The 23,534-nt window shown below is 56.4% G+C and carries 25 protein-coding genes and 1 riboswitch; of the genes, 15 read left to right on the forward strand and 10 right to left on the reverse strand.

What is annotated here, in order from left to right; all coding sequences use genetic code 11:
• Positions 1 to 44: 44 nt before the first annotated feature.
• Both AC1Z3F_RS01615 and AC1Z3F_RS01620 read left to right on the forward strand, forming a co-directional pair.
• Positions 45 to 977, forward strand: coding sequence for an aminoglycoside phosphotransferase family protein (locus tag AC1Z3F_RS01615; protein WP_483566425.1), 933 nt, complete (start codon positions 45 to 47; stop codon positions 975 to 977).
• Positions 978 to 1,010: 33 nt separating this feature from the next.
• A complete protein-coding gene (locus AC1Z3F_RS01620; protein ID WP_483566426.1) occupies positions 1,011 to 1,637 on the forward strand; it encodes a maleylpyruvate isomerase N-terminal domain-containing protein in 627 nt (208 codons plus the stop codon).
• A gap of 38 nt (positions 1,638 to 1,675) precedes the next feature.
• On the opposite strand, the gene AC1Z3F_RS01625 is transcribed toward AC1Z3F_RS01620, so the two are convergent.
• A complete protein-coding gene (locus AC1Z3F_RS01625) occupies positions 1,676 to 2,353 on the reverse strand; it encodes an HAD family hydrolase (RefSeq protein WP_483566427.1) in 678 nt (225 codons plus the stop codon).
• A gap of 29 nt (positions 2,354 to 2,382) precedes the next feature.
• Positions 2,383 to 2,829, reverse strand: coding sequence for a MarR family winged helix-turn-helix transcriptional regulator (locus AC1Z3F_RS01630; protein ID WP_483566428.1), 447 nt, complete (start codon positions 2,827 to 2,829; stop codon positions 2,383 to 2,385).
• A 113-nt stretch (positions 2,830 to 2,942) separates the two neighbouring features.
• Here AC1Z3F_RS01630 and AC1Z3F_RS01635 point away from each other — a divergent pair, with 113 nt between their 5' ends.
• Both AC1Z3F_RS01635 and AC1Z3F_RS01640 read left to right on the forward strand, forming a co-directional pair.
• The gene (locus AC1Z3F_RS01635) at positions 2,943 to 4,124 is read left to right on the forward strand and encodes an MFS transporter (RefSeq protein ID WP_483566429.1); all 1,182 of its coding nucleotides are present in this window, start codon (positions 2,943 to 2,945) and stop codon (positions 4,122 to 4,124) included.
• A 45-nt stretch (positions 4,125 to 4,169) separates the two neighbouring features.
• Positions 4,170 to 5,000, forward strand: coding sequence for an aldo/keto reductase (locus AC1Z3F_RS01640; RefSeq protein ID WP_483566430.1), 831 nt, complete (start codon positions 4,170 to 4,172; stop codon positions 4,998 to 5,000).
• 70 nt (positions 5,001 to 5,070) lie between these two features.
• Here the strand turns inward: AC1Z3F_RS01640 and AC1Z3F_RS01645 are convergent, their stop codons facing one another.
• A complete protein-coding gene (locus AC1Z3F_RS01645; protein ID WP_483566432.1) occupies positions 5,071 to 5,976 on the reverse strand; it encodes a LysR family transcriptional regulator in 906 nt (301 codons plus the stop codon).
• Positions 5,977 to 6,110: 134 nt separating this feature from the next.
• Here AC1Z3F_RS01645 and tdh point away from each other — a divergent pair, with 134 nt between their 5' ends.
• The 7 genes from tdh (at position 6,111) to hutI (ending at position 14,567) form a co-directional block, all read left to right on the forward strand.
• On the forward strand, positions 6,111 to 7,163 hold the full coding sequence (gene tdh / locus AC1Z3F_RS01650) for an L-threonine 3-dehydrogenase (RefSeq protein ID WP_483566434.1): 1,053 nt from the start codon (positions 6,111 to 6,113) through the stop codon (positions 7,161 to 7,163).
• Positions 7,164 to 7,194: 31 nt separating this feature from the next.
• A complete protein-coding gene (locus AC1Z3F_RS01655) occupies positions 7,195 to 8,394 on the forward strand; it encodes a glycine C-acetyltransferase (RefSeq protein WP_483566435.1) in 1,200 nt (399 codons plus the stop codon).
• Positions 8,395 to 8,463: 69 nt separating this feature from the next.
• Positions 8,464 to 9,489 carry a LacI family DNA-binding transcriptional regulator gene (locus tag AC1Z3F_RS01660; protein ID WP_483566436.1) on the forward strand — a complete coding sequence of 342 codons (1,026 nt, stop codon included), beginning with the start codon at positions 8,464 to 8,466 and terminating at the stop codon, positions 9,487 to 9,489.
• A gap of 125 nt (positions 9,490 to 9,614) precedes the next feature.
• On the forward strand, positions 9,615 to 10,979 hold the full coding sequence (locus AC1Z3F_RS01665; RefSeq protein ID WP_483566437.1) for an ABC transporter substrate-binding protein: 1,365 nt from the start codon (positions 9,615 to 9,617) through the stop codon (positions 10,977 to 10,979).
• A 68-nt stretch (positions 10,980 to 11,047) separates the two neighbouring features.
• A complete protein-coding gene (locus tag AC1Z3F_RS01670; protein WP_483566438.1) occupies positions 11,048 to 12,184 on the forward strand; it encodes a carbohydrate ABC transporter permease in 1,137 nt (378 codons plus the stop codon).
• A complete protein-coding gene (locus AC1Z3F_RS01675; RefSeq protein ID WP_483566439.1) occupies positions 12,184 to 13,131 on the forward strand; it encodes a carbohydrate ABC transporter permease in 948 nt (315 codons plus the stop codon). The genes AC1Z3F_RS01670 and AC1Z3F_RS01675 overlap by 1 nt, the downstream gene beginning before the upstream one ends.
• A 245-nt stretch (positions 13,132 to 13,376) precedes the next feature.
• On the forward strand, positions 13,377 to 14,567 hold the full coding sequence (gene hutI / locus AC1Z3F_RS01680) for an imidazolonepropionase (protein ID WP_483566440.1): 1,191 nt from the start codon (positions 13,377 to 13,379) through the stop codon (positions 14,565 to 14,567).
• Between the two features lie 82 nt (positions 14,568 to 14,649).
• On the opposite strand, the gene AC1Z3F_RS01685 is transcribed toward hutI, so the two are convergent.
• Entirely contained in the window at positions 14,650 to 14,901 is a 252-nt protein-coding gene (locus tag AC1Z3F_RS01685) for a hypothetical protein (protein WP_483566441.1), read from the reverse strand.
• Between the two features lie 175 nt (positions 14,902 to 15,076).
• Entirely contained in the window at positions 15,077 to 15,709 is a 633-nt protein-coding gene (locus AC1Z3F_RS01690; protein WP_483566442.1) for a class I SAM-dependent methyltransferase, read from the reverse strand.
• 97 nt (positions 15,710 to 15,806) lie between these two features.
• Here AC1Z3F_RS01690 and tpx point away from each other — a divergent pair, with 97 nt between their 5' ends.
• A complete protein-coding gene (tpx, locus tag AC1Z3F_RS01695; protein ID WP_483566443.1) occupies positions 15,807 to 16,304 on the forward strand; it encodes a thiol peroxidase in 498 nt (165 codons plus the stop codon).
• An 85-nt stretch (positions 16,305 to 16,389) separates the two neighbouring features.
• On the opposite strand, the gene AC1Z3F_RS01700 is transcribed toward tpx, so the two are convergent.
• The 3 genes from AC1Z3F_RS01700 to AC1Z3F_RS01710 form a co-directional block, all read right to left on the reverse strand.
• Positions 16,390 to 17,280: a phosphotransferase gene (locus tag AC1Z3F_RS01700; RefSeq protein ID WP_483566444.1), complete on the reverse strand. Its 891-nt coding sequence runs from the start codon at positions 17,278 to 17,280 to the stop codon at positions 16,390 to 16,392.
• The gene (locus tag AC1Z3F_RS01705; protein WP_483566445.1) at positions 17,280 to 17,459 is read right to left on the reverse strand and encodes a hypothetical protein; all 180 of its coding nucleotides are present in this window, start codon (positions 17,457 to 17,459) and stop codon (positions 17,280 to 17,282) included. Before AC1Z3F_RS01705 ends, AC1Z3F_RS01700 begins: the two co-directional genes overlap by 1 nt.
• Before the next feature lie 83 nt (positions 17,460 to 17,542).
• A complete protein-coding gene (locus AC1Z3F_RS01710; RefSeq protein WP_483566446.1) occupies positions 17,543 to 18,124 on the reverse strand; it encodes a phosphotransferase in 582 nt (193 codons plus the stop codon).
• Between the two features lie 73 nt (positions 18,125 to 18,197).
• Between AC1Z3F_RS01710 and AC1Z3F_RS01715 the strand changes: the two genes are divergently transcribed.
• Positions 18,198 to 18,968 (forward strand): CPBP family intramembrane glutamic endopeptidase, encoded by a 771-nt coding sequence (locus tag AC1Z3F_RS01715; RefSeq protein WP_483566447.1) that lies wholly within the window; start codon positions 18,198 to 18,200, stop codon positions 18,966 to 18,968.
• 70 nt (positions 18,969 to 19,038) lie between these two features.
• On the opposite strand, the gene AC1Z3F_RS01720 is transcribed toward AC1Z3F_RS01715, so the two are convergent.
• Positions 19,039 to 19,683, reverse strand: coding sequence for a VOC family protein (locus AC1Z3F_RS01720; RefSeq protein ID WP_483566448.1), 645 nt, complete (start codon positions 19,681 to 19,683; stop codon positions 19,039 to 19,041).
• Between the two features lie 172 nt (positions 19,684 to 19,855).
• Positions 19,856 to 19,976, forward strand: a riboswitch (SAM riboswitch).
• Between the two features lie 103 nt (positions 19,977 to 20,079).
• Here AC1Z3F_RS01720 and AC1Z3F_RS01725 point away from each other — a divergent pair.
• Positions 20,080 to 21,423: a bifunctional o-acetylhomoserine/o-acetylserine sulfhydrylase gene (locus AC1Z3F_RS01725; protein ID WP_483566449.1), complete on the forward strand. Its 1,344-nt coding sequence runs from the start codon at positions 20,080 to 20,082 to the stop codon at positions 21,421 to 21,423.
• A 2-nt stretch (positions 21,424 to 21,425) separates the two neighbouring features.
• Positions 21,426 to 22,559, forward strand: a complete 1,134-nt coding sequence (gene metX, locus AC1Z3F_RS01730; protein WP_483566450.1) for a homoserine O-acetyltransferase MetX — start codon at positions 21,426 to 21,428, stop codon at positions 22,557 to 22,559.
• Between the two features lie 96 nt (positions 22,560 to 22,655).
• Here the strand turns inward: metX and AC1Z3F_RS01735 are convergent, their stop codons facing one another.
• On the reverse strand, positions 22,656 to 23,513 hold the full coding sequence (locus AC1Z3F_RS01735) for an SGNH/GDSL hydrolase family protein (RefSeq protein ID WP_483566451.1): 858 nt from the start codon (positions 23,511 to 23,513) through the stop codon (positions 22,656 to 22,658).
• Positions 23,514 to 23,534 lie beyond the last annotated feature (21 nt).

A 23,534-nucleotide genomic window follows, 5' to 3' on the forward strand; every position in this document is an offset into this window, starting at 1 on the left:
GGTCAGAGCAGGGTCCATTCCGAGTGAAAGATTAGTATTGAGCGATGAGCAACCCGCCAGCTAAGAAGTCCGTCATGCCCGAGGCAGAAGTCGCCATCGATCTGGCAATGGTTCGTGAGCTGATAGCTACACAAGCGCCACAGTGGGCTCATGAAAAAATCAGCTATCTTGCCACCGGTTGGGATAACGAGGTTTATCGTCTCGGAGATTCCCTGCTGATCCGCCTACCCCGAAGACAAATGGGGGAGGAGATCGGCATCAAAGAGCGCCGTTGGCTTCCGCTGCTGGCAAAGGACACCGGGGTGGATATTGGCCTAGTGATCTTTGAAGGTCAGCCGACTGGCAGGTACCCCTTTACCTTTTCGATTTGCCGCTACGTTCCTGGAAATAGCGCAGCTCAACTCAAACGCCAAGATCGCGATGAATACGCGGAAGTATTTTCTGAACTGTTGCGAGCTCTGCATCAACCCGCCAGCTCGACGGAGCCGCGAAGCGAGTTTCGTGGTTGTGCCTTGACGCTGGTTGATGCGCGAACGCGTGAGCAAATTGCAAACTTGGATGCCGCCTTACAGGCCGGTGCTTTAGCAATTTGGCAGGATGCGTTGGAGGCGGGGAACTATGAAGATGCCCAAGTATGGCTGCATGGTGACCCGCATCCACACAACACCGTTGTTGGTCACGATCTGCCACATCTGTCGGTCTGTCTAGTCGATTACGGGGACTTGTGTGTTGGCGACCCGGCCTCGGATCTAGGTATGTTCTGGATGCATTTCACGCCTGCGGGCATCAGCCGGGCGTTCGAGAGTTACGGCATTGAAGTTGGCAGTCCAACGTGGAAACGAGCGCGTGGTTGGGGGCTTCGATACGCCATGCTGACCGCAGATCTTGGCGCCGATGATCTTCTGGGCATAGTCGGACGCGAGAGCCTGGGAGTACTCCTTGGTAGCTCAGACCGTAAGCTGAATTCAAGCAACTGAGCACTGTCTGATCTGGTCAGCGAGAGGATCACCATGGATCTCGAGAAAAATCCGAGCATAGCGGCACGTTTATGTCTCAAATCCCACGCGGAATTATTGCAGCATGTGGCTGGCCTCAGCGAGGCGGAAATGCGGCAGAACAGTAATTTGCCTGATTGGTCGGTGGGCCACGTGTTGACGCATCTTGCGCGAAATGCCGATGCACATGCACGTCGTCTGGACGGGGCCTTGAATGGTGAGGATGTTCCCAAATACGCGAACGGTCCAGAGCAACGGCGTCAGGAAATTGAGGACGGTGCGAAGGACTCAGCAGCTGAAATCTTGGCTGACCTGGAATCGAGTGTTCGCCGTTTAGATGGAATTCTTGAGCAAAGCGAACAGGCTGGCTGGCCCAACTCCGATTTCATGGGAGGTGGGCACTATGGGGTCGGTGGTTGCCCGGCTCACCGCCTACGCGAAGTACAAATGCACCTTGTTGATCTTGGGCTGGGATATACGCCAAGCCAGTGGAACGAAGACTACGTAGCGTGGGATCTTGGCAATCTACTGGCCACCGTTCCCGAACGATTGGCGAGCCAGCAAGCGCGTGTCGAGCTAGTTGCCTGGTTGGCTGGGCGCGGTCCGTTAGGAAAGGGCTTTGCTTTGGAGCCCTGGGGCTGACCAGTTCCTCCCCGACGACTATCGGGTTCTTTCCTCAGCTAGGCCTGGGTAAGAAGTGCTGGCAACTGATCCATGTGCATGAACACCTCGGTTGCGCCGGCAGCCAGGAGCTTTTCCTTAGTGCTGCTGATCGGTCCACCGGGGCAGTATCCAAAGACCGTGGCTCCGGCCGCAACGCCGGCGGTCACTCCGGTAACGGTATCCTCAACCACGGCTGCCTGAATGGGATCAATCTCCAGTCCAGCGGCGGCGGCCAAGTAGACATCGGGGGCCGGTTTACTGTGCGCGTATTCCATGCCGCTATAGACATCAGTGCCGAAGGAAGAAGCCATCCCGGTAATCGACAGCTGCATCTCGACCTTGCCACGGTCTGCTCCCGTGGCGCATGCGATCTTGTTTTTATACACGCGTGAAATCAGGTGTACTGCGTTCAAGGCGCCAGGCACGGCTTGCAGGTTTGAGCGCAACGCGACATCTCTGCGTTCCCTGAACTGGCTGATCCATTGCTCATCAATACGCACGCCAGTGTGAGTCAGGATTGGTTCCCACTGGTCCTTCAGGGCTTTGCCGATGAAGATGCTGATGCATTCTTCTTGGCTAATGTTCCATCCAAGCTCGATGAGCATCTGGCGAAGAACTGCGTTGGTGATGGACTCAGAATCAACGAGTACACCGTCGCAGTCAAAGAGGACGGCAGAGAATTTTGGACGCAACAAGCTACCCCTTCTACGCAATGGGCGATCGACTAGGCCAGTGAGAACTCGTGAAGAATGCGGGCCAAAGGTGCCAGCTCGGGCTGTTCTTCGGCTTGCTTCAGGATGCGTTCTAACGTGGCATCGTGGATGGGCTTGGCCTTCTGATACAGCTCATGGCCCAACGGGGTCAGCTCGGTGTAGATCCCGCGGCGATCATCGGCGCACAGTACGCGTGAGAGCAGGTTTCGATCTTCTAGCCGGGTGACTAGTCGGGTGGTGGCGCTGGGGCTTAATGCAGTGGCGCGAGCAAGCTGCGCCATGCGCATATGCCAACCATCCTGCCGGTTCAAAGCGTCCAACAATGTGTACTCGACCACAGATAGGCCAACCTTAGTGGTGAGATCTTTTTCTAGTGCGGCATCGATTAATCCGTGCAATGACGCCAATGTACGCCATCCTCGTGCCCGGATTTCTACCGCATCATCTGCGATTCCCATGGCTTCCTCCAAATTACTTGCTTGCGCTGGTTAGTTGCGTGTGCAACGATAGTGTTCATCGCGCAATAACAAGCGTGTGCAACTATTTTTTCTAGTGTATCAGGAGTAACGCTATGCCGCTCGGCCTCCTTGCGTTGGCTATCGGTGCTTTTGGCATCGGGCTTACCGAATTTGTCATCATGGGCTTGCTGCCAGACGTAGCCACCGACTTCGCAGTCAGCGAGGCCGCTGCAGGCTGGCTCATTTCCGGTTATGCACTCAGCGTGGTTGTCGGAGCCTTGGGCCTGACCGCCGCCACCGTCCGTCTTCCACGCAAGCCGGTACTAGTCGGTTTGCTGGTTCTCTTCATCATCGGCAACTCGCTCACCGCACTGGCGGGCACCTACGAAGTGGCCATGATTGGCCGCATCATCGCCGCTCTTTGTCACGGAGCATTCTTCGGCATCGGTTCGGTAGTGGCCTCCGACATGGTCCCAGCCAATAAGAAGGCAGGCGCCATCGCCATCATGTTCACCGGCCTGACCGCCGCTAACGTGCTTGGTGTTCCATTCGGCACCCTGCTGGGTCAGCACTCCGGCTGGCGCTCAACCTTCTGGGCTATTTCCGGAATCGGTGTACTTGCATTGATTGGCATCCTTGTCTTGGTTCCAGCAATCAAGCACGCAGCAGAAGGAATCTCACTGCGACGCGAACTTGGCGCCTTCACCTCTTTGCAGGTCTGGCTATCTTTGGGCGTCACTATCCTGGGCTACGGCGGAATGTTTGGCGCTTTCACCTACATCGCTTACACCCTGACCGAAATCACCGGTTTCAACGAAACCACCGTGCCATGGTTGCTGATGCTCTTCGGTGTTGGCCTCTTTGTGGGTAACTGGATCGGTGGCCGCATGGCCGATAAGAGCATCGACCGCACCTTACTCTTCTTCATCGCAGCCCTGCTCGTTGTGCTTGTGGTCTTCGGCTTCTTGGCAAGCAACCAGATCGCAACCATCATTGCCTTGCTACTCATGGGTGGCTTCGGTTTTGGTACCGTTCCTGGTCTGCAAAGTCGCATCATGCAGTACGCCGGCAACGCTCCAACCTTGGCATCAGGTGCCAACATCGGTGCCTTCAACGTGGGTAACGCACTAGGTGCTTGGGCCGGTGGCCTGGGTATCGCTGCAGGCTTGGGTTACACCTCGCCGATCTGGATCGGCGCCATCATCACCTTCGCTGCATTGGTCCTTGTGCTTGTTGCTATGGGCCTGGCCAAGAAGTCTTCGGCAGCAGCACCCGAGCTAGTTCCAGCTAGCTAATCCACAATTTTCACAAGTCCCTCAAGTAATTTCAAGGAGTTAGTTATGACTACCGCAATCCCAACCGTCACCCTGAACAACGGCGTAGAAATGCCACAGGTCGGCTTTGGTGTCTTCCAGGTGCCGAACGAGGAATCCACCACCGCAGTAGCAGCGGCACTGAAGGCCGGCTACCGCAGCATCGATACCGCTGCCATCTATGGCAATGAAGAAGGCGTCGGCAAGGCATTGGCACAGTCCGGCATTGCCCGTGACGAACTGTTCATCACCTCCAAGCTCTGGATCGCAGAGATGGGATACGAGCAGACCATCGCCGGGCTCGAAGCTAGCCTTGAGCGCTTGGGTCTGGACTACCTAGACCTGTTCTTGATTCACTGGCCAGCTCCAGAAAAGGAACTGTACGTTGAAACTTGGAAGGCTCTTGAGAAGCTGTACGCCGACAAGAAGATCCGCGCCATCGGTGTTTCCAACTTCCAGCCTGAGCACCTGAACAAGCTGATTGCACAAGGAACTATCGTTCCAGCTGTAAATCAGGTTGAGCTTCACCCTGCACTGCAGAATCGTGAAGTGATTGCCGCTAACGCTGAGAACGGTATCGTCACCGAGGCTTGGAGCCCACTGGCTCAGGGCGCAATGCTCACCGACGAAACCATCCTGGCAATTGCCGAGGCTCACGAGGTCAGCGCCGCGCAGGTCATCTTGCGCTGGCACCTGCAGCAGGGACGCGTCATCATCCCTAAGTCGGTCACCGAATCACGCATCATCGCCAACCTTGACCTGTTCGGTTTTGAACTGACCGGCGAAGAATTGGCAAACATTGATTCCCTAGACCGCGACGGTCGTACCGGTCCTAACCCAGACACCTTCAATGGCTAATATACAACCCATAAGCAAGGCCCGTACTCGTTCGAGTGCGGGCCTTGTGTGTTCGAGGCGTCATGCCTTGCTAACCAATAACCAACCGCTGAACCGCTTCTCGAATCGCTTCAATGACATCTTTGACGGTGCTTCGGTGCAGATGTTCGGCCCGCAGTAGAAGGTCGATTTGTCTACCGGAATCTAAACCTTTGATTGGTCGTAAAGTCACCGACGGATCGATGGTTTTACGCACGGTGAATCGTGGCAGAATCCCAAGGCAATCACCGGCTTCTACCAGCGCAGCGGCAGTTGCGTAGTCATTCACGCGGTGCTCAATTCGAGGCGCCTTGCCCGCCAGGGCCGCAATGGTCTCCAGGACATCGGCGGGGGAGTATCCCGGACGAGAAACTACCCAACGTTCATTGATAACCTGCGCGGGAGAAAGCTGATCAAACTTGGCTAGCGGATGATCTTGATGGATGGCAATATCCAAAGGTTCAAATGCCAACGGTATGACTTTGATTCGATCTTCTGGCCAGGGCGCGGTGTGGGGCATGCGGTGGGCAAGGACCAAATCGTAGGTTGAGGTAAGCGCAGGAAAATCTTGTTGCGAAACGTCCTCATCGGAAAAGTGCAGTGGTGGCAGTTGTCCTTGTGGAACGGTGAGCAGCGGGGCAAACACTGTCTGCCCGATCGAGTGAAATCCAGCGATGCGAATAGGGACGTCTCGGTCTTGATCAACCGTACGAATTTGCGCATTAGCTTCGGCCAAGGTCGAAGCCACAGTAGCAGCAGCCGCAGCTAATAATTTCCCTTCGGCGGTCAGCACCAGCCGACGGCCTTCCTTCTGCGTCAGGGGTGCCGGAAACCCGCGCTGCAACTGAGCCAGGTGCTGAGAAACTGCAGAGGGAGAGACAAAAAGTGCCTTTGCTACAGCATTGACGCTACCCAGATCCGCGAGTTCGCGCAGAATCCGTAGCTGATGTAATTCCATGAAGTAAATGCTAAAGCAATAGATCAGTAGATCGATCTTCTTCTAATATGTTTTCCGTGCGAGTTGAGTGCGACACTTGAAGCAACACCGTCCGTCGCGTGCACATCCCGACGGCCATCGCTAAAGGATCATGCATGAAAGCACTGTACAAATCAGGCCCCCACGCAGGACTGGAACTTGTGGACCGCCCCGAGCCAGAAGTCGGCGTTCACGACGTCAAAATCCGTGTGATGACCACCGGTATTTGCGGCACCGACCTGCACATCGAAGCCTACGATGACGCCGCCAAAGCGATGATCAATACGCCGCTGGTGCCAGGCCACGAGTTTTACGGTGAAGTTGTCGACACCGGATCCTTTGTCCACGGCGTCAAAGTGGGAGACCGCGTATCAGGTGAAGGCCACGTGGTCTGCGGAATCTGCCGCAACTGTCGTGCCGGACGCAAGCAGATGTGCATCAACGTGGACTCGGTTGGCGTGCAACGCGATGGCGCCTTTGCCGAATATGTGGTGATCCCCGAGAGCAACGTTTACATTCACCGCGACGAGCGCATCACTCCATTGCTCGGCGCAATCTTTGATCCCTTTGGCAACGCGGTACACACCGCGCTGCAATTCCCGATGGTTGGCGAAGACGTACTGATCACCGGCGCTGGACCCATCGGTCTGATGTCCGCTGCGGTAGCCCGCCACGTGGGTGCACGCAAGATCGCCATCACCGATATCTCGGACCAACGACTCGAGCTGGCCCAATCCATGGGCGTGGACCTGACAGTAAACGTGGGCACCACTCGAATCAGCCAGGCGCAGCGTGATTTGGGCATGGTCGAGGGCTTTGACTACGGCATGGAAATGTCCGGACACGCAAGCGCCTTGCCAGAAATGATCGAGAACATGAAGCACGGCGGCAAGATCTGCATGCTCGGTTTGCCTAGTTCTTCCATTGACATCAACTGGGGCAAGGTGGTCACTCACATGCTCACGCTTAAAGGTATCTACGGCCGCGAAATGTTCGAAACCTGGTACGCCATGAGCGCCATGCTCACCAGCTCCGAAGTTATGCGCGAACGCATCACCTCGGTAGTCACGGACTTTGTCCCGGCTACCGAATGGCAGCAGGGATTCGAAGCAGCCCGAGGCGGGCACGGCGGCAAAGTCGTTCTCGACTGGACCGTTTTCGCAAGCTAAGCACAACTCGCATCAACAAGGAGCACCACCCATGTACACCGACCTTAAAGACCAGCTCAGCGCCGAGCTTGAAGAGCTAAAGACCTCCGGCCTATTCAAAGCCGAACGCCACATTGACTCCGCACAGTCCGCCTCCATCCTGGCCGGTTCCTTGGGCACCGATGCCCGCGAGGTACTGAATTTCTGCGCGAATAACTACCTAGGTCTAGCCGATAACGCCCAGATTATTCAGGCCGCAAAATCCGCCATGGACGAGCGCGGCTTCGGCATGGCCTCGGTCCGCTTCATCTGCGGCACCCAAGATGGACACCTGGAACTAGAAGCCAAGCTCTCACAGTTCCTGGGCACCGAAGACACCATCTTGTTCTCCAGCTGCTTTGATGCCAACGGTGGCGTTTTTGAATCCCTGTTTGGCAAGGAAGACGCCATCATTTCCGATGCGTTGAACCACGCCTCGATTATTGATGGCATCCGTCTGTCCAAGGCGGCCCGTTTCCGCTATGCCAATCAAGATATGGCCGATCTGGAAACCCAGTTACAGGCCGCCGCGCAGCTCAACGATGGACAGGGCGCACGGCGCACCATCATTGTCACCGACGGTGTGTTCTCCATGGACGGCTACCTTGCACCACTAGAAGCCATCTGCGATTTGGCCGACAAATACAACGCTCTGGTGATGGTTGATGACTCCCACGCGGTGGGCTTCATGGGCGCAACCGGCGCTGGCACCCCGGAACATGCTGGGGTCTCTGACCGGGTGGATATCTACACCGGTACTTTTGGCAAAGCCCTCGGTGGAGCTTCCGGCGGTTACGTCTCAGGACGCGGTGAAATCGTGGCAATGCTGCGCCAAAAAGCCCGTCCTTACCTGTTCTCCAATTCTTTGGCTCCCTCAATTGTTGCCGCCACGATCAAAGCCCTGGAACTTGTAGTGGACTCCGGGGAACTGCGCGAAAAGCTGTTCGAAAATGCAGCGCACTTCCGCCGCCGGATGAGCGAAGAGGGCTTCGAACTGCTCGACGGTGAACATGCGATCATCCCGGTAATGTTCGGCGATGCAATCAAGGCCGCCGACGTGGCAGCCAAGATGCTCGAACGCGGCGTATTTGTCACGGCCTTTAGCTACCCCGTAGTGCCTAAGGGAGCTGCACGCATTCGTGTTCAGCTCTCTGCCGCCCACTCTGCGCAGGATATTGAAGCCTGCGTTCAGGCATTTATCGCCAGCCGCTGAACCGGTACAACGCCCGCCGACGTGTTTCAATAGGAACTACGTGTCAGCACAACCAAAGGCGGAGGACTGATGGCTACAAGGGACGACGTGGCGCGCCTAGCCGGAGTTTCTCCCAGTACCGTGTCCTACGCGATCAGTGGCCGGCGAACTATTTCCGATGCGACCAAAGCCAAAGTTCTGGCAGCCATGCGGGAGCTAAACTACACCCCGGATGCTTTTGCCCAGGGCTTGGCTGGGTCGCGTCGCGGCATCCTGGCTTTGCACTTTCCCACCAGTGTTGACGGCTATTCCTCCACCGAGTTCGAGTACGTCACCGCGGCCATGGAACGTGCTCGTGTGCTGGGTTATCACATGCTGCTCTGGTCTAATCCCACGACCGATGTGATGGGCTTGGAGAGTTTGGTCGGCCAAAAGCTGGTCGCCGGTGTGCTGCTTATGGAGGTCTCGGTCAACGATCCGCGCTTTGATGTCCTGCGTCGGGCCAAGATCCCTTTTGCTTCCATTGGCCGTCCCGATGACGCCGATGATCTGTCCTATGTCGACAATAATTTTGCCGAAGCCGGACGCATCGCGGTGGATTACCTAGCCGATCTCGGTCACCAATCGATCATGTACATCAACGTGTCTGTGGAAGATCAACAAGCCGGCAACGGCCCGGCCATCCGTACCGCTCGAGCCATCGCCCAAGCAGCGGCGGCGCGAAATATTCCGATGCTTGAAGCCCCGGTGGAGAACAACGCTCGCGGTGGCCGCGAAGCGCTGGAAACCTACCTGCAATTAGCCTCGCGTCCCACGGCTGTACTGGGCCTGAAAGAGTTCGCCACCGCTGGCTTCGTGAACGCCGCAGGTATGGCCTCCTTGCAAATTCCGCAGGACCTTTCGGTCATCGCGTTGGGCGTGAGCGGTCGATCAGCCGAGATGGTTGCTCCTGCCTTGACCACAGTGGCGCCCCCTGGCGAACGTATCTCCCAGAAGGCCGTTGATGCACTGGTGCAAGGGATTGAAGCCCGGGTTCCTCAAGTCATTCAAGAGCTAGTCTCCCCAGAAATGGCTGTCCGTCAAAGCTCCGGCCCGGCTCCCAAACCAAAGTCATAATCTACTTTCTGCTGTGCATTTAAGCGCAAGTGTTGACGCGCGTCGATGATCTACGTCACTATAAGAGAGATCATTCGCGCCAGGCCGGATTAACGCGCTCGGTGCTACTCAACGTGGAGGACAGCATGAAAAGTACAAAACGCGGATTGAAGTTCGCGCCGCTTATTTCAGTGGCAGCGATCAGCATGCTTCTGGCAGGATGCTCCGGCGGTGCAGACCCGAATGACCCTAATGCTTCCGGTGGTGGCGGAGGCGAAGCCCAAGTAGGTAAGGCCGATGGTGTTGTTGACATCTATGGTCCGGTGACCGGCCTCGAAGCCAAATTGTTGGAAAAGTCTTGGGCCAAGTGGTCCGAGGAGAACAACATCAAGATCCGCTACACGGGCGACAAGAACTTTGAATCTCAGATCGGCATCAAGGTCCAAGGTGGAGACACCCCAGACTTGGCCGTATTCCCGCAGCCGGGTCTTCTGCAGGCCACCGTGGCGCAAGGCAAGGTACAAAAACTTCCCGAAGCAGTGCAGAGCCAACTGCAAAGCAACTGGTCCGAAGACTGGCAGAACTACGGCAAGGTTGAAGGCGTCCAGTACGGTGTTCCACTGATGGCCAGCGTCAAGGGTTATGTCTGGTACTCACCAAAGCAGTTCGAAGAGTGGGGTGTGAGCGTACCGAAGACCTGGGACGAGATGACCAACCTTGGCACCGAGATTTCTAAGAAGACCAACGAGCCAGCGTGGTGTGCCGGATTTGCTTCAGGTGAAGCCTCAGGCTGGCCGGGCACCGACTGGATTGAAGACGCCGTACTGCGTCAGGCCGGAACCGAAGCCTACGACAAGTGGGTTGCTGGCGATCTAGAATTTACTTCCCCAGAAGTCACCAGTGCCTTCGAATCGGTGGGAAAGATCCTGTTGGATCCAAAGCAGGTGAATGCCGGATATGGTGACGTTAAGTCGATCAACTCCACCGCATTCGGCGACGTGGCCACCGCAGTGGCCAAGGGAACCTGCCCACTGACCCACCAGGCATCCTTCTTGGAAGGTTATGTTTTGGACTCCAAGAATGCTGACGGTAAAAAGACCACCGTTGCACCAGATGGAGATGTCTGGGCGTTTGTTGCCCCACCTGCTAAGGCCGATGATCCGGTATCCGTCGTTGGCGGTGGCGAATTTGTTGCTGCCTTCTCCAACGATGAAGACACCGCCAAGGTTCAGGAATACCTAGCCAGCGCAGACTGGGCCAATAGCCGCGTTTCACTCGGTGGCGTCATTTCTGCAAACTCCGGACTGGATCCTAAAAATGCCAGCAGCGACCTGCTGCGCTCCGCTGTTGAGCTTCTCCAGGATCCAAATACCACCTTCCGCTTTGATGGTTCGGACTTGATGCCAAAGAGCGTCGGTTCCGACTCCTTCTGGAAGGGACTAGTGGACTGGGTTGATGGCAAGTCCACCAAGGAAGTGCTTGAAAACATTCAGTCCGGTTATGACTCTTAGTCACCGATTAACTCATCGTCAATGGCCGGTTCTGCCGGCCATTGACGGCGTTGTGGGAGTTGTCTGTTATGTCTGAATTTTTCCAGTGGCTTGCTGGTGTGCCACCGCTGGGCCAAATCCCTATAGTTCTTCTCGCTTTCGGCGTGCTGGTCTTTGTGATTCTGGCTTTTGTAGAGCTAGCCACTAAACGAGGCCGCGCCTTCACCATCGTTCGGCTTGCCGCCGCCGTACTAGTTCCGGTCATCATCTTGCTGATCCTAGGGCTGTACAACTCAGTGATGTGGGTTGCCGCGATTGCTGCCGTGCTCGGCGCGATACTCTTTTTCATGGACCGACGCTCACGTCACGGCGCAGGCTCCCTACTTCAACTCACAGGCTTTTTGGCCCCGGCAGCGTTGTTGCTCGCCATCGGGTTGATCTACCCAACCATCAGAACCGCGTTCAGCGCATTTATGGCCAATGACGGATCCGGCTTTGTCGGACTTTCGAACTTTGTCTGGGTCTTCACTAGCCCTGATGGTGTGACCGCGTTGCTCAATACCTTGGTTTGGGTACTGGTAGCTCCCGTGGTGTCAACGATTATCGGCCTGGCCTATGCAGTGTTCATCGATAAGAGCCGCGGCGAGAAGTTCTTCAAACTTCTGGTGTTCATGCCAATGGCAATTTCATTTGTCGGCGCATCGATCATTTTTAAGTTCTTCTACGACACCCGTCAAGGCGACCAGATCGGTGTTCTGAATGCCATCATCACCGCATTTGGTGCTAAACCTGTTGACTGGCTCGGGCTTGAACCATGGAACACACTGTTCCTGGTCATCATCTTGATCTGGACACAAGCCGGATTCGCCATGGTGATCCTCTCCGCAGCGATCAAGGGTGTACCTACTGAGCAACTTGAAGCAGCTGACCTTGATGGGGCAAGCCCATGGCAGCGCTTCGCTAATGTCACTCTTCCCGGGATTCGTTCTTCGGTGATCGTTGTCTTGACCACCATTTCGATTGCTTCGCTCAAGGTTTACGACATCGTCTCATCGATGACCGGTGGCCGTTCAGATACCACGGTGCTCGCCTTCGAGATGGTGCGCCAGTTCCAGCTCGGTGCCCGCACCGGCTACAGCTCGGCGTTGGCAGTCATCTTGTTTATCTTGGTTTTGCCGATCATCATCTACAACGTTCGACAGCACAATAAACAAAGGGGCATCTGATGAGCGCCGTCAGCGAATCATCTCGGCGCCTGCTCAAGGCCACCGAAAAAACCAGCGGGAAGCTGCGTAAGGCCACCACTTCGCGCGGGGCTACCTTTGCCGCATTTATCATTGCTGCGGTATGGACCATCCCTACCTTTGGCCTATTTGTTTCCTCGTTCAGGCAAGCAGATGACATCAAGACCTCGGGCTGGTGGACGGCCCTGTCTAACCCGTCATTCACGTTGGACAATTACGCTCAGGCCTTCGCCTCGGGTGATAGCTTGCCGTTGTCCAAGGCATTCTTGAACTCGCTGGTCATCACCATTCCGGCGGCGATCATACCGATCATCATTGCCAGCCTCGCGGCCTACGCGTTTGCTTGGATCAATTTTAAAGGTCGCAATACGCTGTTCGTTTTGGTGTTTGCCCTACAGATTGTTCCGATCCAAATGGTGCTGGTTCCGTTGCTTCAGCTATTTTCGGACGGAGTGAAAATCGGTGGGCTGTTTATCCTGCCGGGGTTGGGCATCAACGGACTTGACGGTGCCTATGCCAAGGTCTGGATTGCCCACACCATCATTGCCTTGCCGCTAGCAATATTCATGCTGCACAACTTCATTTCGGAAATCCCTAACGAAGTCATCGAGGCCGCCCGAGTTGATGGTGCTGGTCATGGAAAGATCTTCTCGAGAATTGTTCTTCCCTTGTCCATGCCCGCGATTGCATCTTTCGGAATTTTCCAATTCCTCTGGGTATGGAATGACCTCTTGGTGGCAACCGTCTTCACCTCCGGTGGAGAACTACCGATTACCAAAGCATTGCAGGATCTCTCGGGTACCTACGGACAATCGTGGGAGCTGCTCACCGCGGGCGCGTTCATTTCGATGATCGTTCCATTGGCAGTGTTCTTTGCACTGCAACGCTTCTTCGTTCGAGGTCTGCTCGCCGGAGCAACCAAGGGCTAAAGCAAAGCTGGAATCACCAACTCATCAACGGCCTCGGTCCCTATAGAACATCACTTGCGGATGCTCGGTAGGGACCGAGGTTTTTGTTGTATCTACCCCTTCGAGACGCACGTCTGAAATCCCGGATTCGAAACTGGGCGAGAACAAAAACTTCAGATCCCTACCGCGTAGGCTCAAGAAGAGTAGGGAAATTGTTAATCGCTTGCACGCGGCGAGCTACGGTAGATAACTGGAAAGGCTATCCCATGGGTACAACATTGCTGACGAATATCGCTCAACTTGTCACCGTTGATGCCACCGGCAGCGTGTTGCAGGACGCGGCGGTACTCATCTGTGAGGACCGGATCCAGTGGATCGGCGCCGCTGATGAAGCGCCAGCTGCCGATACAGTTCACGACCTAACGGGAAAAACCGTGCTGCCAGGCTGGGTCGACTCACACAGCCACCTGATCTTTGGGGGAGACCGAGCCGAAGAGTTTGTTGCCCGCATGGCCGGCCAGTCCTACGCAGCCGGCGGAATTGCGGTCACCACCTCAGCCACCAGAAACCTGACCGATGACGAGCTCACCGAGCTAGTCACCTCCCGCCGTGCCGAAGCCCTATCCATGGGAACAACATGGATGGAAACCAAAACCGGCTACGGTTTGGAGCTGACTGAGGAGATCCGCCATGCACGCTTGGGTGAACCAATCGTCGATACCCTCACTTTCCTTGGTGCGCATCTGGTTCCCGCCGGCTCCGACGCTGATGAATATACCGACCTGGTTGCCGGTCCCATGCTTGATGCAGTGGCAGAGCAGGTCGACTTTGTTGATGTATTCTGCGAACGCGGAGCCTTCAACGAGGAGCAAACCCGTCGCGTTCTGCAAGCAGCCCAAGACAAAAATCTGTCGACGAAAGTTCACGGAAACCAGCTGGGTGCAGGCCCCGGGGTGAAGCTGGCTGTTGAATTCGGTAGCCATTCGGTAGACCACGTAAATTACCTAGACGACTCGGATATCCACGCGCTCGCCGGAAGCTGGAGCAAGTGGGATCGCCAGACTCGCTCCGGGAAGCCAGGAACTGTAGCCACCTGTCTGCCTGCCTGCGACTTATCGACCAGACAGCCGCTGGCCCCAGGACGCGAACTATTGGACGCTGGGGTGAGCATTGCCCTGGCGAGTAACTGCAATCCCGGGACCAGCTACACCAGCAACATGAACTTCTGCGTGGCTACGGCGGTGTTGCAGATGAACCTGTCTTTGGCCGAAGCCATCGAGGCGGCCACCTATGGGGGAGCGCTGGCACTGGGCATTGCCGATCAAGTGGGTTCCATCGAGGTTGGCAAACGTGCAGACCTTCACGTACTTGATGCTCCGGGCGCTGCACACTTGGCTTATCGTCCGGGAATGAATTTGACGCACAGTGTTTATCAAGCAGGCCAGATGGTGCGCTGACGAACCTGCCAAGGTGTTTGTGCTTCTGAGTAGAAGTTGGGGCACGAACGCGTTGAATCAAAATGATCTGGCGTGGAAGGCACTAACCAATGGAGCCATGATCCAGTTTCTCCCACAGCAAGTGGTGTTCTGTACCCGCTAGGAGTCGTGCTTCAAATCTAGTTTCGATTCGCGTTGCCGGATCGTCGGCCAAGAGGTAACCATCGCGAAGCTCATTCACCGTGTACCAGCCCGGTCCGTAATCTTCCTCAACAAGATCGTGTTGACCATCAGTCCAATGAGTCTGCCACCACATGCATTCTTGTTGTTCCCACAAGAAGGGGAATGAGCGCATGATGCTTACCGAAGTAGTCAGCCACCCGCGGAGCTGTCCATCGTGTGTGAGCTCCCAGACTGAGTCTCGAAAAACGTCTAGCTCGGGATCTCGCTTGCAATCGCTCTCATTGAAGCACTTGTCCATCCAACGCATGGCAGCAATCATATCGAAACCTCTCGACCCGCACGATGACTCAGGCAGTCAAGACGAAGATCCCGTCAGGGGCAGTGAAACCATTTCTTTTCTGGCTTTTGGCGTACACACTGACGGACCAGTCAGCCAAGGAATCAAAAGCAGAAAGGTGCCAATCTGAGAATCGGCCAACTAGCTGCAGCTGTGATCCATCAAACAGCTCGTCTTGTTGCTCCGTGCCACCTTTAGCTTCTGCCGTTGTTCCAATGACCAGCACACCTGAATCGCTCAGCAGATGTTGAGCTGAGATGAACAACCCCGCAAACTCTTCTTCGGGCAAGAATGCTGGGACGTTTCCCGCAAGCACGATGGCATCAAAACTAATCGGCAGTCCGTTCGCTTGCATGACGTCCGCGTCTAACTGTCCAGCACCAAGTTGGCTAAACCAACGCTCATCAAACAACTCCTCAGCCACCTTCAGAACTTCTGGAGTCGGATCAATCCCAAAGGCTTGATGTCCGCGCTGTCGCAGTGCATTAACCGAATTTCCGATGCCGCACCCAATATCAAGAATTCTTGAGCCGCGCGGACACAGCATGTCCACAAACCGTGCTGCCGTTTCGAGATCGGTGCCAGTAAGAGTCAGGTCGCGCATCTTTGCCGCGTAGGAATCGTAGTCCTTACTCAAGCTCATGGTCGCAAGTATGGCATGAATCTAAACCCCACGACTTGTTCTGGCCGGTTTGTCGAAAATCTGGCAGTCAAATAGGCATTCGTGATAAACAAGAACCATGGCTAATACTGCTTTTAAGGGAACTCCCGTACAGACCATTGGTGAACTGCCAGCCGTAGGCGCGCAGGCTCCATCATTCACCCTCACCGACACCGACCTTGCGGACCTCACCAGCGATTCGCTGGTTGGCCGTCGCGTTGTCCTGAACATCTTCCCATCGGTTGATACCGGCGTTTGCGCTGCCAGCGTTCGTCAATTCAACGAGCTGGCTGCTGGCCTGGAGAACACCACCGTTGTGTGCGTTTCTGCTGACCTGCCATTCGCACTGGGCCGCTTCTGCGGTGCAGAGAACATCGAGAATGTTTCGGCTGCTTCGGTCTTCCGTTCGGACTTCGGTTCGGATTACGGCGTAACCCAGATCGACGGTCCACTGGCTGGCCTGTTGGCCCGCTCGGTCATCGTCTTGGACGAAACCGGCAAGGTGACCTACACCCAGGTTGTTCCTGAAATCACCACCGAGCCAGACTACGATGCAGCTATCGCAGCCCTGAGCTAACCACTTTTCGCATCACTAGTGTTGCGCTAAAAACCCACCTGAGCTTCTTGCTCAGGTGGGTTTTTTGTTGCCCCGTGATAAGAATCTAGAGATCGAGTAGTATCGCTCTTGCCCTTCTGAGGAACAGCTCGGCCAGATCCTCTCTGGGGCTCACCGAGGTAAAAACGCCGGCAAGCATGAGCGCTGCGTCCAGCCGCGCAATGCTCCAAGCAGGTGTGGATTCGTCGAAAGCGCCAGAATTAAACCTGTACCCGTCGCTGATTTCAGAGAAGTTCAAACCATTTTCTGGAATCGCAGAATACTCCTGAATCCGAGCCAGTTCGAGCTCCGGAGCGGCAACAAGTGCGTTGCTCCAGTCAATGAGTGCCCGTGGTTTGCCGTTCATCGCCCGAATGTTCTGCCGACGTATATCTAGATGCAGCAAGCTAACCCGGTGCAAAGATCGTTCGAGCAACGAAGCCAGAATTGTTTCTTCGGGCAAGGAAGGCAACGGATGCTCTGCGCTGAGCCTGGCGTAACGATCGCTTATTCGCTGGGCGAGGTAGCGATAAGTACCCGAGTACTTTTCAACTGCATCATTGGTCGGTTTCTGTTTATGCATATGTGCCAGCAACGCGCCCAACGCTTGTTGGTCCAATGACACTTCGTCGTCTTCAATGATTTGCGTGATCAGGATCGGATACCCATCTTGATCAACTACATCCGTTGGCCGGGCAGAGGGCACCGCGTGATCTAGCGCCCAGGCGCTGAGTTCTAGTTCCTTGTGTTGCAGGCCCAAAGCTGGAGTAGCTGGATTGTTTGTGGTGTCATAAACACGTGCTCGCGGTACACGGTAGCCTTCATAATGCGTCCCGATGGCCGCGCTGAAAAACAGAAACTCGACACCTTCACCGATGAGCTTCAGTTTGTGCGCTCCACGGCAATGCGCGAGTCGTTGGGTCGCTTCGTTGGGACAGGGGTCCAGAGGTTTAACCATCAGTTCTTCATCGCCTGCGCGGCCTCTAGGATTCGCGGCCCAATCTTGTCTATCAGCTTGTCGATGTTCCGATCATCGGCGCGCAAAAGGGTATCGGAGAGCCGCTCCAAACTCATCAGGCCAAGCCAGATTTTTGCTCGATAGGCTTCGTCCCGATTCGGTGCGATCAGATCCACCATCTGAAGACCGTGCCACAGGCTCAGTTACGCGGTATTCAGCGCAGGATCCCACGCCGCGGCAAGATCCCAGTCCAGGATGCCGATCAGCTCTTCACCCACCCAGTGCATATTGTGTCCAGTAGATCGCCGTGGACCAACCCCGGCGGGACCTGGGCCAGCTCATCTAGCTGTGCCCAAAGCCTTCTGGCAGCCCCACGCAGTTGATCGGGCAAGGCGTCGAAACACTGCTGCTGGCGTTTTTCGGTCCACTCACCGCGGAAAGCAAAGGGCTTGGCCAGATACTTGCTCAGAGGTTCCAATTCAACAGCAGCCAGATCATTAACCAGCTTTCCCAAAACTTTCGGATCCCCATAGTGCGGTTCGTGGGCACTGCCAGGGACGAAACTCATGGCCACCGAACTGAGCCCGTCAACCTGCAGAATCTGCGAGGTCGCCACCGGGATCTGATAATCCAGCTGACCGGAAAGCTGCTCCAGCAGCTTCACCGAACGCTGCATCTGCGCGCTAGCTTGGGGAGTGCGGGCCATGCGAATCACCGAATGCGGATTGGCGATGACTACCTTGTGGAACTGGCCGCCCTCATTAACTCCGGCATCTTCCCATGAAAGATCGGGGCGTAATTGGCGGGCGATACGTAGTTCTTCGCTGGTGGCAGGACGACTCACTCATGCTCCTTTACTTCACTACCTTTAGGCTACCTCAGCCTAAACACAGCCTAATCAGCCTATGATCTATTGCGTGAGTGTCGAAGAATTTGGGCCAAGCCCAACACGAAAGATCCTGAAATTTGAGATCGTTGTGGTCCTAGCTTTGTCTTTGGGCCAAAGCGCGGTGTATTCGATTCTTAGCTTTGCCGACAAACTCACCCGCGGACCGTTGCGCGAACAGACCACGTCGCTGAACAACCAACTGAGCAGCCGAGAATTTTTTGACTTCTCCTACCAGCTACTCGATATCCTCTTTGCCTTGGTACCGGTGCTGCTGGCCCTCTACCTGATGAAGCGCAGCACCGGGCGAGGGGTTCGGGAGATCGGTTTTGACCTACGCACCCAGGGCAAGGATGCGCTCTTTGGAGCCGGCCTGTTCCTAGCCATGGGGCTTGGCACCCTAGGCGTTTATGCAGCCGGCCGAGCACTGGGGATCACCACCGCGATCTCGGCGGCCAACCTAGGGGACTACTGGTGGAGCGTACCGGTGTTGTTACTCTCGGCGGTGCGCCATGCGGTTCTGGAAGAAGTGCTCATGCTCGGCTTCCTGTTCACCTACGCAAAGAAGCTGAACCTAGGATTGTGGACCACGATCATCGGCTCGGCAGCGATCCGCGGCAGTTACCACCTGTACCAAGGAGTGGGGCCGATGATCGGCAATATGCTCATGGGTGTGGTGTTCGGCTGGGTTTATCAAAAGTACGGTCGAGTGATGCCACTGGTGATCGCGCACTTCTTACTTGATGCCATCGGCTTTGTTGGTTATGCCCTGATCGGTCCGGCGATCGGGATCGGTAGCTAGCCGAAAAAACAGCACATAAAAAGAGGTAGGTGGGGACGCCATTGTCCCCGCCTACCTTTGAAAAACGTTGCTACAGCACAACCGGACCGTTTTCGGTCTCGAAGGTCACCGTCATGATTCCCGGGGTACCGTTGGGTGCCTCGTAGTCCATAACCACCGGGCCAAGATGCACGTTTTCAGGTTGCCCCAACCATTCCAGCACACGATCACGCGAGCCGGCAATGGTGATCTCGCTGATCGCGCCGCTCGGTTCAAGTGCCTTGGAAGGGTGCAGATCCTTGGCTTCTTCGTCCCAGGAAATCAGGTACGGGCACTGCGGGTCGGCGATCAAACCCTTAATGCCGATCTGCTGCCAGGTCAGCTCGCGACCATCGGGGAACTTGCGGTTGCCTGGAACCGACTTGCGACCCAACCGGTCTTCGGCGCTGGACAGATCGTCCACCGAAACGCACCAGCCCATCCAGCCGCCGCCGAGCTCTGAACGCGCTCGTACCGCTTGGCCAAAAGGGGCCTTGTCGCTGGCGGGGTGGTTGAGCACTTCAACCACTTCCAGATACTGACCATGCTTCAACGGGAAGATGACATTACGTGTTCCGAAGCGCGGATGCACGCCTCCCTTAACGAACTCCAAACCCAAGGCCTCGGAGATTCTCTGCGCGGTTGGCAACAGCCCATCTGGGCCGCAGGCATAACTTACGTGATCTAACCTCATCATGTGCCCATCATGACAACATGTGATGACAGTCTCTACTTAGGCAAGCCTAATTTTTTATCGGTGATCGAATTCTCTGCACCCAAATCGCGCCTGGCGCGAAATATGACCGATTGCTACCCATTTTGCGCTCTCACATTGCAAAAATCTTCGGTTTTCGGGCACACTGGAAGTAGGTCATGAGTCCCAGTAACAAGCCCCGGCTTACTGGGCGGCAACCCTCCAACCGCGGTGGGGTGCCCCGGGTGAAGACCTGGCCCTTAAGAGCAAAAAGCTGCTAAGGACAAGCGCGGGTAACCCTGGAAGTGCCTTGACGAAGCTACCCTGACAAGGATCTTCCTGTCGGTGTCTTCTCAGTGGTCTACCCCAAAAGTCACAGAACTATTTTTGGAGGAAACCATGAGCAATAACTGGTCATTTGAAACCCGTCAGATCCACTCCGGGCAGACCCCAGATCCAACCACCGGTGCCCGGGCGTTACCGATCTTCCAGACCACTTCCTTCGTCTTCCCAAACGCAGAAAGTGCCGCAGCCCGTTTTGCGCTGCAGGAACTGGAACCGATCTACACCCGCATCGGCAACCCCACCACCGACGCAGTAGAAACTCGCATCGCCGATCTAGAAGGCGGCGTGGGTGCGCTGTTGCTGTCCTCCGGACAGGCCGCGACCACCTTGGCCATCCTGAACCTCGCCGAGTCCGGCGATCACCTGGTGGCCAGCCCAAGTTTGTACGGCGGAACCCAGAACCTGCTCAAGCACACGCTTAAGCGCCTGGGCATCGAGGTCAGCTTTGTGGCCGACCCGGATAACCTGCAGGATTGGCGCGACGCGGTGCGCCCAAACACCAAGGCGTTCTTCGGCGAAACCATTTCCAACCCACGCCAAGACGTGCTGGACATCGAAGAAATCGCCAAGATCGCCCATGAAAATGGAGTGCCGCTGCTGGTGGATAACACCCTGGCCACTCCGTACCTGATCCGCCCGATCGAATTTGGGGCTGACATCGTCATCCACTCGGCCACCAAATTCCTGGGCGGTCACGGCAACGCGATCGCCGGGGTGATTGTGGACTCGGGCAACTTCGACTTTGCCAAGGACCCGCAGCGCTTCCCGGGCTTTAATACCCCGGACGAGTCCTACAACGGCCTGGTTTTTGCTCGCGATCTTGGCGTGAACGGCATCCTCGGCGCCAACCTGGCCTACATCCTCAAGGCGCGAGTCCAGCTCTTGCGCGATTTGGGTTCGGCGCTGTCACCTTTTAACGCGTTCTTGATCGCCCAGGGGCTAGAAACCCTGTCCCTGCGCGTTGAGCGCCACGGTGAAAACGCGCGGGAAGTGGCCAACTGGCTCGAAGCCCGTGATGAAGTGCAGCAGGTCGCCTATGCGGGCCTAGCCTCCTCACCATGGTTTGAGCGCGCCAAGAAGTACAGCCAGCACGGCGCCGGATCGGTGCTCGCCTTTGAGCTTTCTGGCGGTGCGCCGGCAGGCCAAGCCTTTGTAAACGCCCTTGAGCTGCACTCCCATGTGGCCAACATCGGCGATGTGCGCTCGCTGGCCATCCACCCGGCGTCCACCACCCACGCTCAGCTCTCCGAGGCCGATCAGCTTGCCGCGGGCGTAAGCCCCGGCTTGGTGCGCTTGAGCGTCGGACTAGAAAATATCAAGGACATTTTGGCCGATCTCCAGTTGGGCTTTAACGCTGTGGCAGCCCTTGAGAATAAGGAATTGCAGGAAACGCTCTAGGTATGGCATCCATTGCAACCAACGAAGAAACACCGCTCGCCCACGGCCAAGACGGCATGACGCGCCGTAGCGCTGTGGGGGAGTACCACTTTGAGTTTGGCGGCTACCTGCCACAGGTAGAACTCGCCTACGAAACGTGGGGCAAGCTGAGCGCCGATGGCTCCAACGCCGTGCTGGTGATGCATGCTTTGACCGGCGACGCACATGTCGCCCAGGGGCATTCATCCCTACCCGGATGGTGGGACGGCTTTATCGGCCCCGGGGCCACGATCGACACCACAAAGTACTTCGTTCTCGCCGTTAACATGGTCGGCGGTTGTAATGGATCCACCGGGCCGGCTTCGCCGGACGCACACGGTGTGCCCTATGGTTCGCGCTTTCCCTTTGTCACCATCAAGGATTCGGTGCGCCTTGAAGCGCGTCTGGCCGCCCAGCTAGGAATTAGCTCCTGGCATGCGGTGATTGGTGGTTCCATGGGTGGGGCGCGAGCCTTGGAGTATGCCGTTGAATTCCCCGAGCAGGTCAAAAACCTGGTGGTGATGGCATCTAGTGCCCAAGCCACCGCGGAACAGATCGCCTTCGCTCAGGTGCAGACCCAGTCCATCAGGCTGGATGCGAACTTTGCTGGCGGAGACTATTACGCCAACGATGCGCGCCCACATGCCGGGCTAGGCCTGGCTCGGCGTCTGGCGCACATCACGTACCGTTCGGAAGCTGAACTTGAGGCGCGCTTTGGTCGCACCGCACAGCCTGGCGAGGCGCCCACGGGCAAACTCTCTGGGCCGCGCGGTCGTTACCAAGTGGAAAGCTACCTGGATCACCAGGCCACGAAGCTGGCCAACCGCTTTGATGCCAATAGCTACCTGCTATTGACCGAAGCGCTGATGAGCCACGACGTGGCGCGCGGTCACGACTCGCTGGGTTCCGCCTTGGCGAGGCTGGAAAATGTGAACGTGCTGGTGGTCGCTGTGAGCTCGGACCGTCTGTACTTCCCGGAGCAATCGCACAAGTTAGCCGCGGCACTGCCAACGCCGGTGCCGGTGCACTTTATTGATTCCCCGATTGGGCACGATGGTTTTTTGACCGACGCGCATCAGCTCGATGGTGTTCTGCGCACAACGGTTTTTAACCGCTAAAGAAGTCGGCCCATACAAGAGCCCATACAACAGTAGGGACAGCCGCCACCAGTTTTCGGTGGATGCTGTCCCTACTATTTTGCTGTTATCTAATCCCTATTGTGCGCAGTCGCCGGCGCCGAGAGAATCATTGGGCTTAGCCACGGTAAATGGTGTGGCCGACGGACGCTTTGCGCTGATGCCATCACCCGACGACTGGTGACGTAAACGACGCAGCACCCATGGAGCCAAATGTTCGCGCGCCCAGTGCAGATCCTCAAAGCGTGCCTCGCGCCATGTGCGTAGATCCTGCACCGGCTCCACCTTGGTATCCAAGGTGTGCGGTACGTTGAGTGAATCCAGCGCCATGGCGGCGATTCGCTGATGCCCCAGAGGGGAGAAGTGCAGGCGGTCCGGTGCCCACATCTGCGGTTGGTGCAGTTCACGCAGGGCCCACATATCGCCCACGATCGCGTCGTAGCGAGCGGCGACGGCGCGCACATTCTCGTTGTAGATCGCGACCTTGCCGCGGATGCTTCCGAGCACCGGAGTATCGCGAATATCTGGACCGGTAACAAGGAGCACCGTCGCACCGGTGGCGCTGAGCTTGGAGACCGCGCCGTCAAGAATGTCCGCGATCTTATCCGGGTCTCCGCCCGGGCGCAGTACGTCATTGCCGCCCGCGCACAGCGAAATCAAGTCCGGCTTCAGGTCAATCGCCGGCGCCAACTGCTCGGCGACAATCTGGCCGATTAGCCTGCCGCGGATCGCCAAGTTTGCGTAGGCGAAGTCCGAGACTGAGGTGCTTAGCTCCTGGGCCAGACGGTCGGCCCAGCCAAGATGCTGTCCTGCATTTGATGGATCTGGATCGCCGATCCCTTCGGTGAATGAATCACCTAGGGCAACATAGCGGCGCCAAGGATGGAGCGTTTTTTCCGTGGAGTTGCTGGTTTCGAAATCAAAGTCTTTAGACACAATTCATATTGTTACCCTGTG

The sequence above is a fragment of the Glutamicibacter sp. MOO4 genome (assembly GCF_056934395.1).

Coding starts and splice junctions, on each gene's coding strand:
- AC1Z3F_RS01665 (WP_483566437.1), top strand. CDS start 9,615: ATGAAAAGTACAAAACGCGGATTGAAGTTCGCGCCGCTTATTTCAGTG.
- AC1Z3F_RS01655 (WP_483566435.1), top strand. CDS start 7,195: ATGTACACCGACCTTAAAGACCAGCTCAGCGCCGAGCTTGAAGAGCTA.
- AC1Z3F_RS01635 (WP_483566429.1), top strand. CDS start 2,943: ATGCCGCTCGGCCTCCTTGCGTTGGCTATCGGTGCTTTTGGCATCGGG.
- AC1Z3F_RS01640 (WP_483566430.1), top strand. CDS start 4,170: ATGACTACCGCAATCCCAACCGTCACCCTGAACAACGGCGTAGAAATG.
- AC1Z3F_RS01725 (WP_483566449.1), top strand. CDS start 20,080: ATGAGCAATAACTGGTCATTTGAAACCCGTCAGATCCACTCCGGGCAG.
- AC1Z3F_RS01620 (WP_483566426.1), top strand. CDS start 1,011: ATGGATCTCGAGAAAAATCCGAGCATAGCGGCACGTTTATGTCTCAAA.
- hutI (WP_483566440.1), top strand. CDS start 13,377: ATGGGTACAACATTGCTGACGAATATCGCTCAACTTGTCACCGTTGAT.
- AC1Z3F_RS01660 (WP_483566436.1), top strand. CDS start 8,464: ATGGCTACAAGGGACGACGTGGCGCGCCTAGCCGGAGTTTCTCCCAGT.
- AC1Z3F_RS01690 (WP_483566442.1), bottom strand. CDS start 15,709: ATGAGCTTGAGTAAGGACTACGATTCCTACGCGGCAAAGATGCGCGAC.
- AC1Z3F_RS01670 (WP_483566438.1), top strand. CDS start 11,048: ATGTCTGAATTTTTCCAGTGGCTTGCTGGTGTGCCACCGCTGGGCCAA.
- AC1Z3F_RS01705 (WP_483566445.1), bottom strand. CDS start 17,459: ATGGTGGATCTGATCGCACCGAATCGGGACGAAGCCTATCGAGCAAAA.
- tpx (WP_483566443.1), top strand. CDS start 15,807: ATGGCTAATACTGCTTTTAAGGGAACTCCCGTACAGACCATTGGTGAA.
- AC1Z3F_RS01700 (WP_483566444.1), bottom strand. CDS start 17,280: ATGGTTAAACCTCTGGACCCCTGTCCCAACGAAGCGACCCAACGACTC.
- metX (WP_483566450.1), top strand. CDS start 21,426: ATGGCATCCATTGCAACCAACGAAGAAACACCGCTCGCCCACGGCCAA.
- AC1Z3F_RS01615 (WP_483566425.1), top strand. CDS start 45: ATGAGCAACCCGCCAGCTAAGAAGTCCGTCATGCCCGAGGCAGAAGTC.
- AC1Z3F_RS01685 (WP_483566441.1), bottom strand. CDS start 14,901: ATGCGCTCATTCCCCTTCTTGTGGGAACAACAAGAATGCATGTGGTGG.
- AC1Z3F_RS01675 (WP_483566439.1), top strand. CDS start 12,184: ATGAGCGCCGTCAGCGAATCATCTCGGCGCCTGCTCAAGGCCACCGAA.
- AC1Z3F_RS01645 (WP_483566432.1), bottom strand. CDS start 5,976: ATGGAATTACATCAGCTACGGATTCTGCGCGAACTCGCGGATCTGGGT.
- AC1Z3F_RS01630 (WP_483566428.1), bottom strand. CDS start 2,829: ATGGGAATCGCAGATGATGCGGTAGAAATCCGGGCACGAGGATGGCGT.
- tdh (WP_483566434.1), top strand. CDS start 6,111: ATGAAAGCACTGTACAAATCAGGCCCCCACGCAGGACTGGAACTTGTG.
- AC1Z3F_RS01720 (WP_483566448.1), bottom strand. CDS start 19,683: ATGATGAGGTTAGATCACGTAAGTTATGCCTGCGGCCCAGATGGGCTG.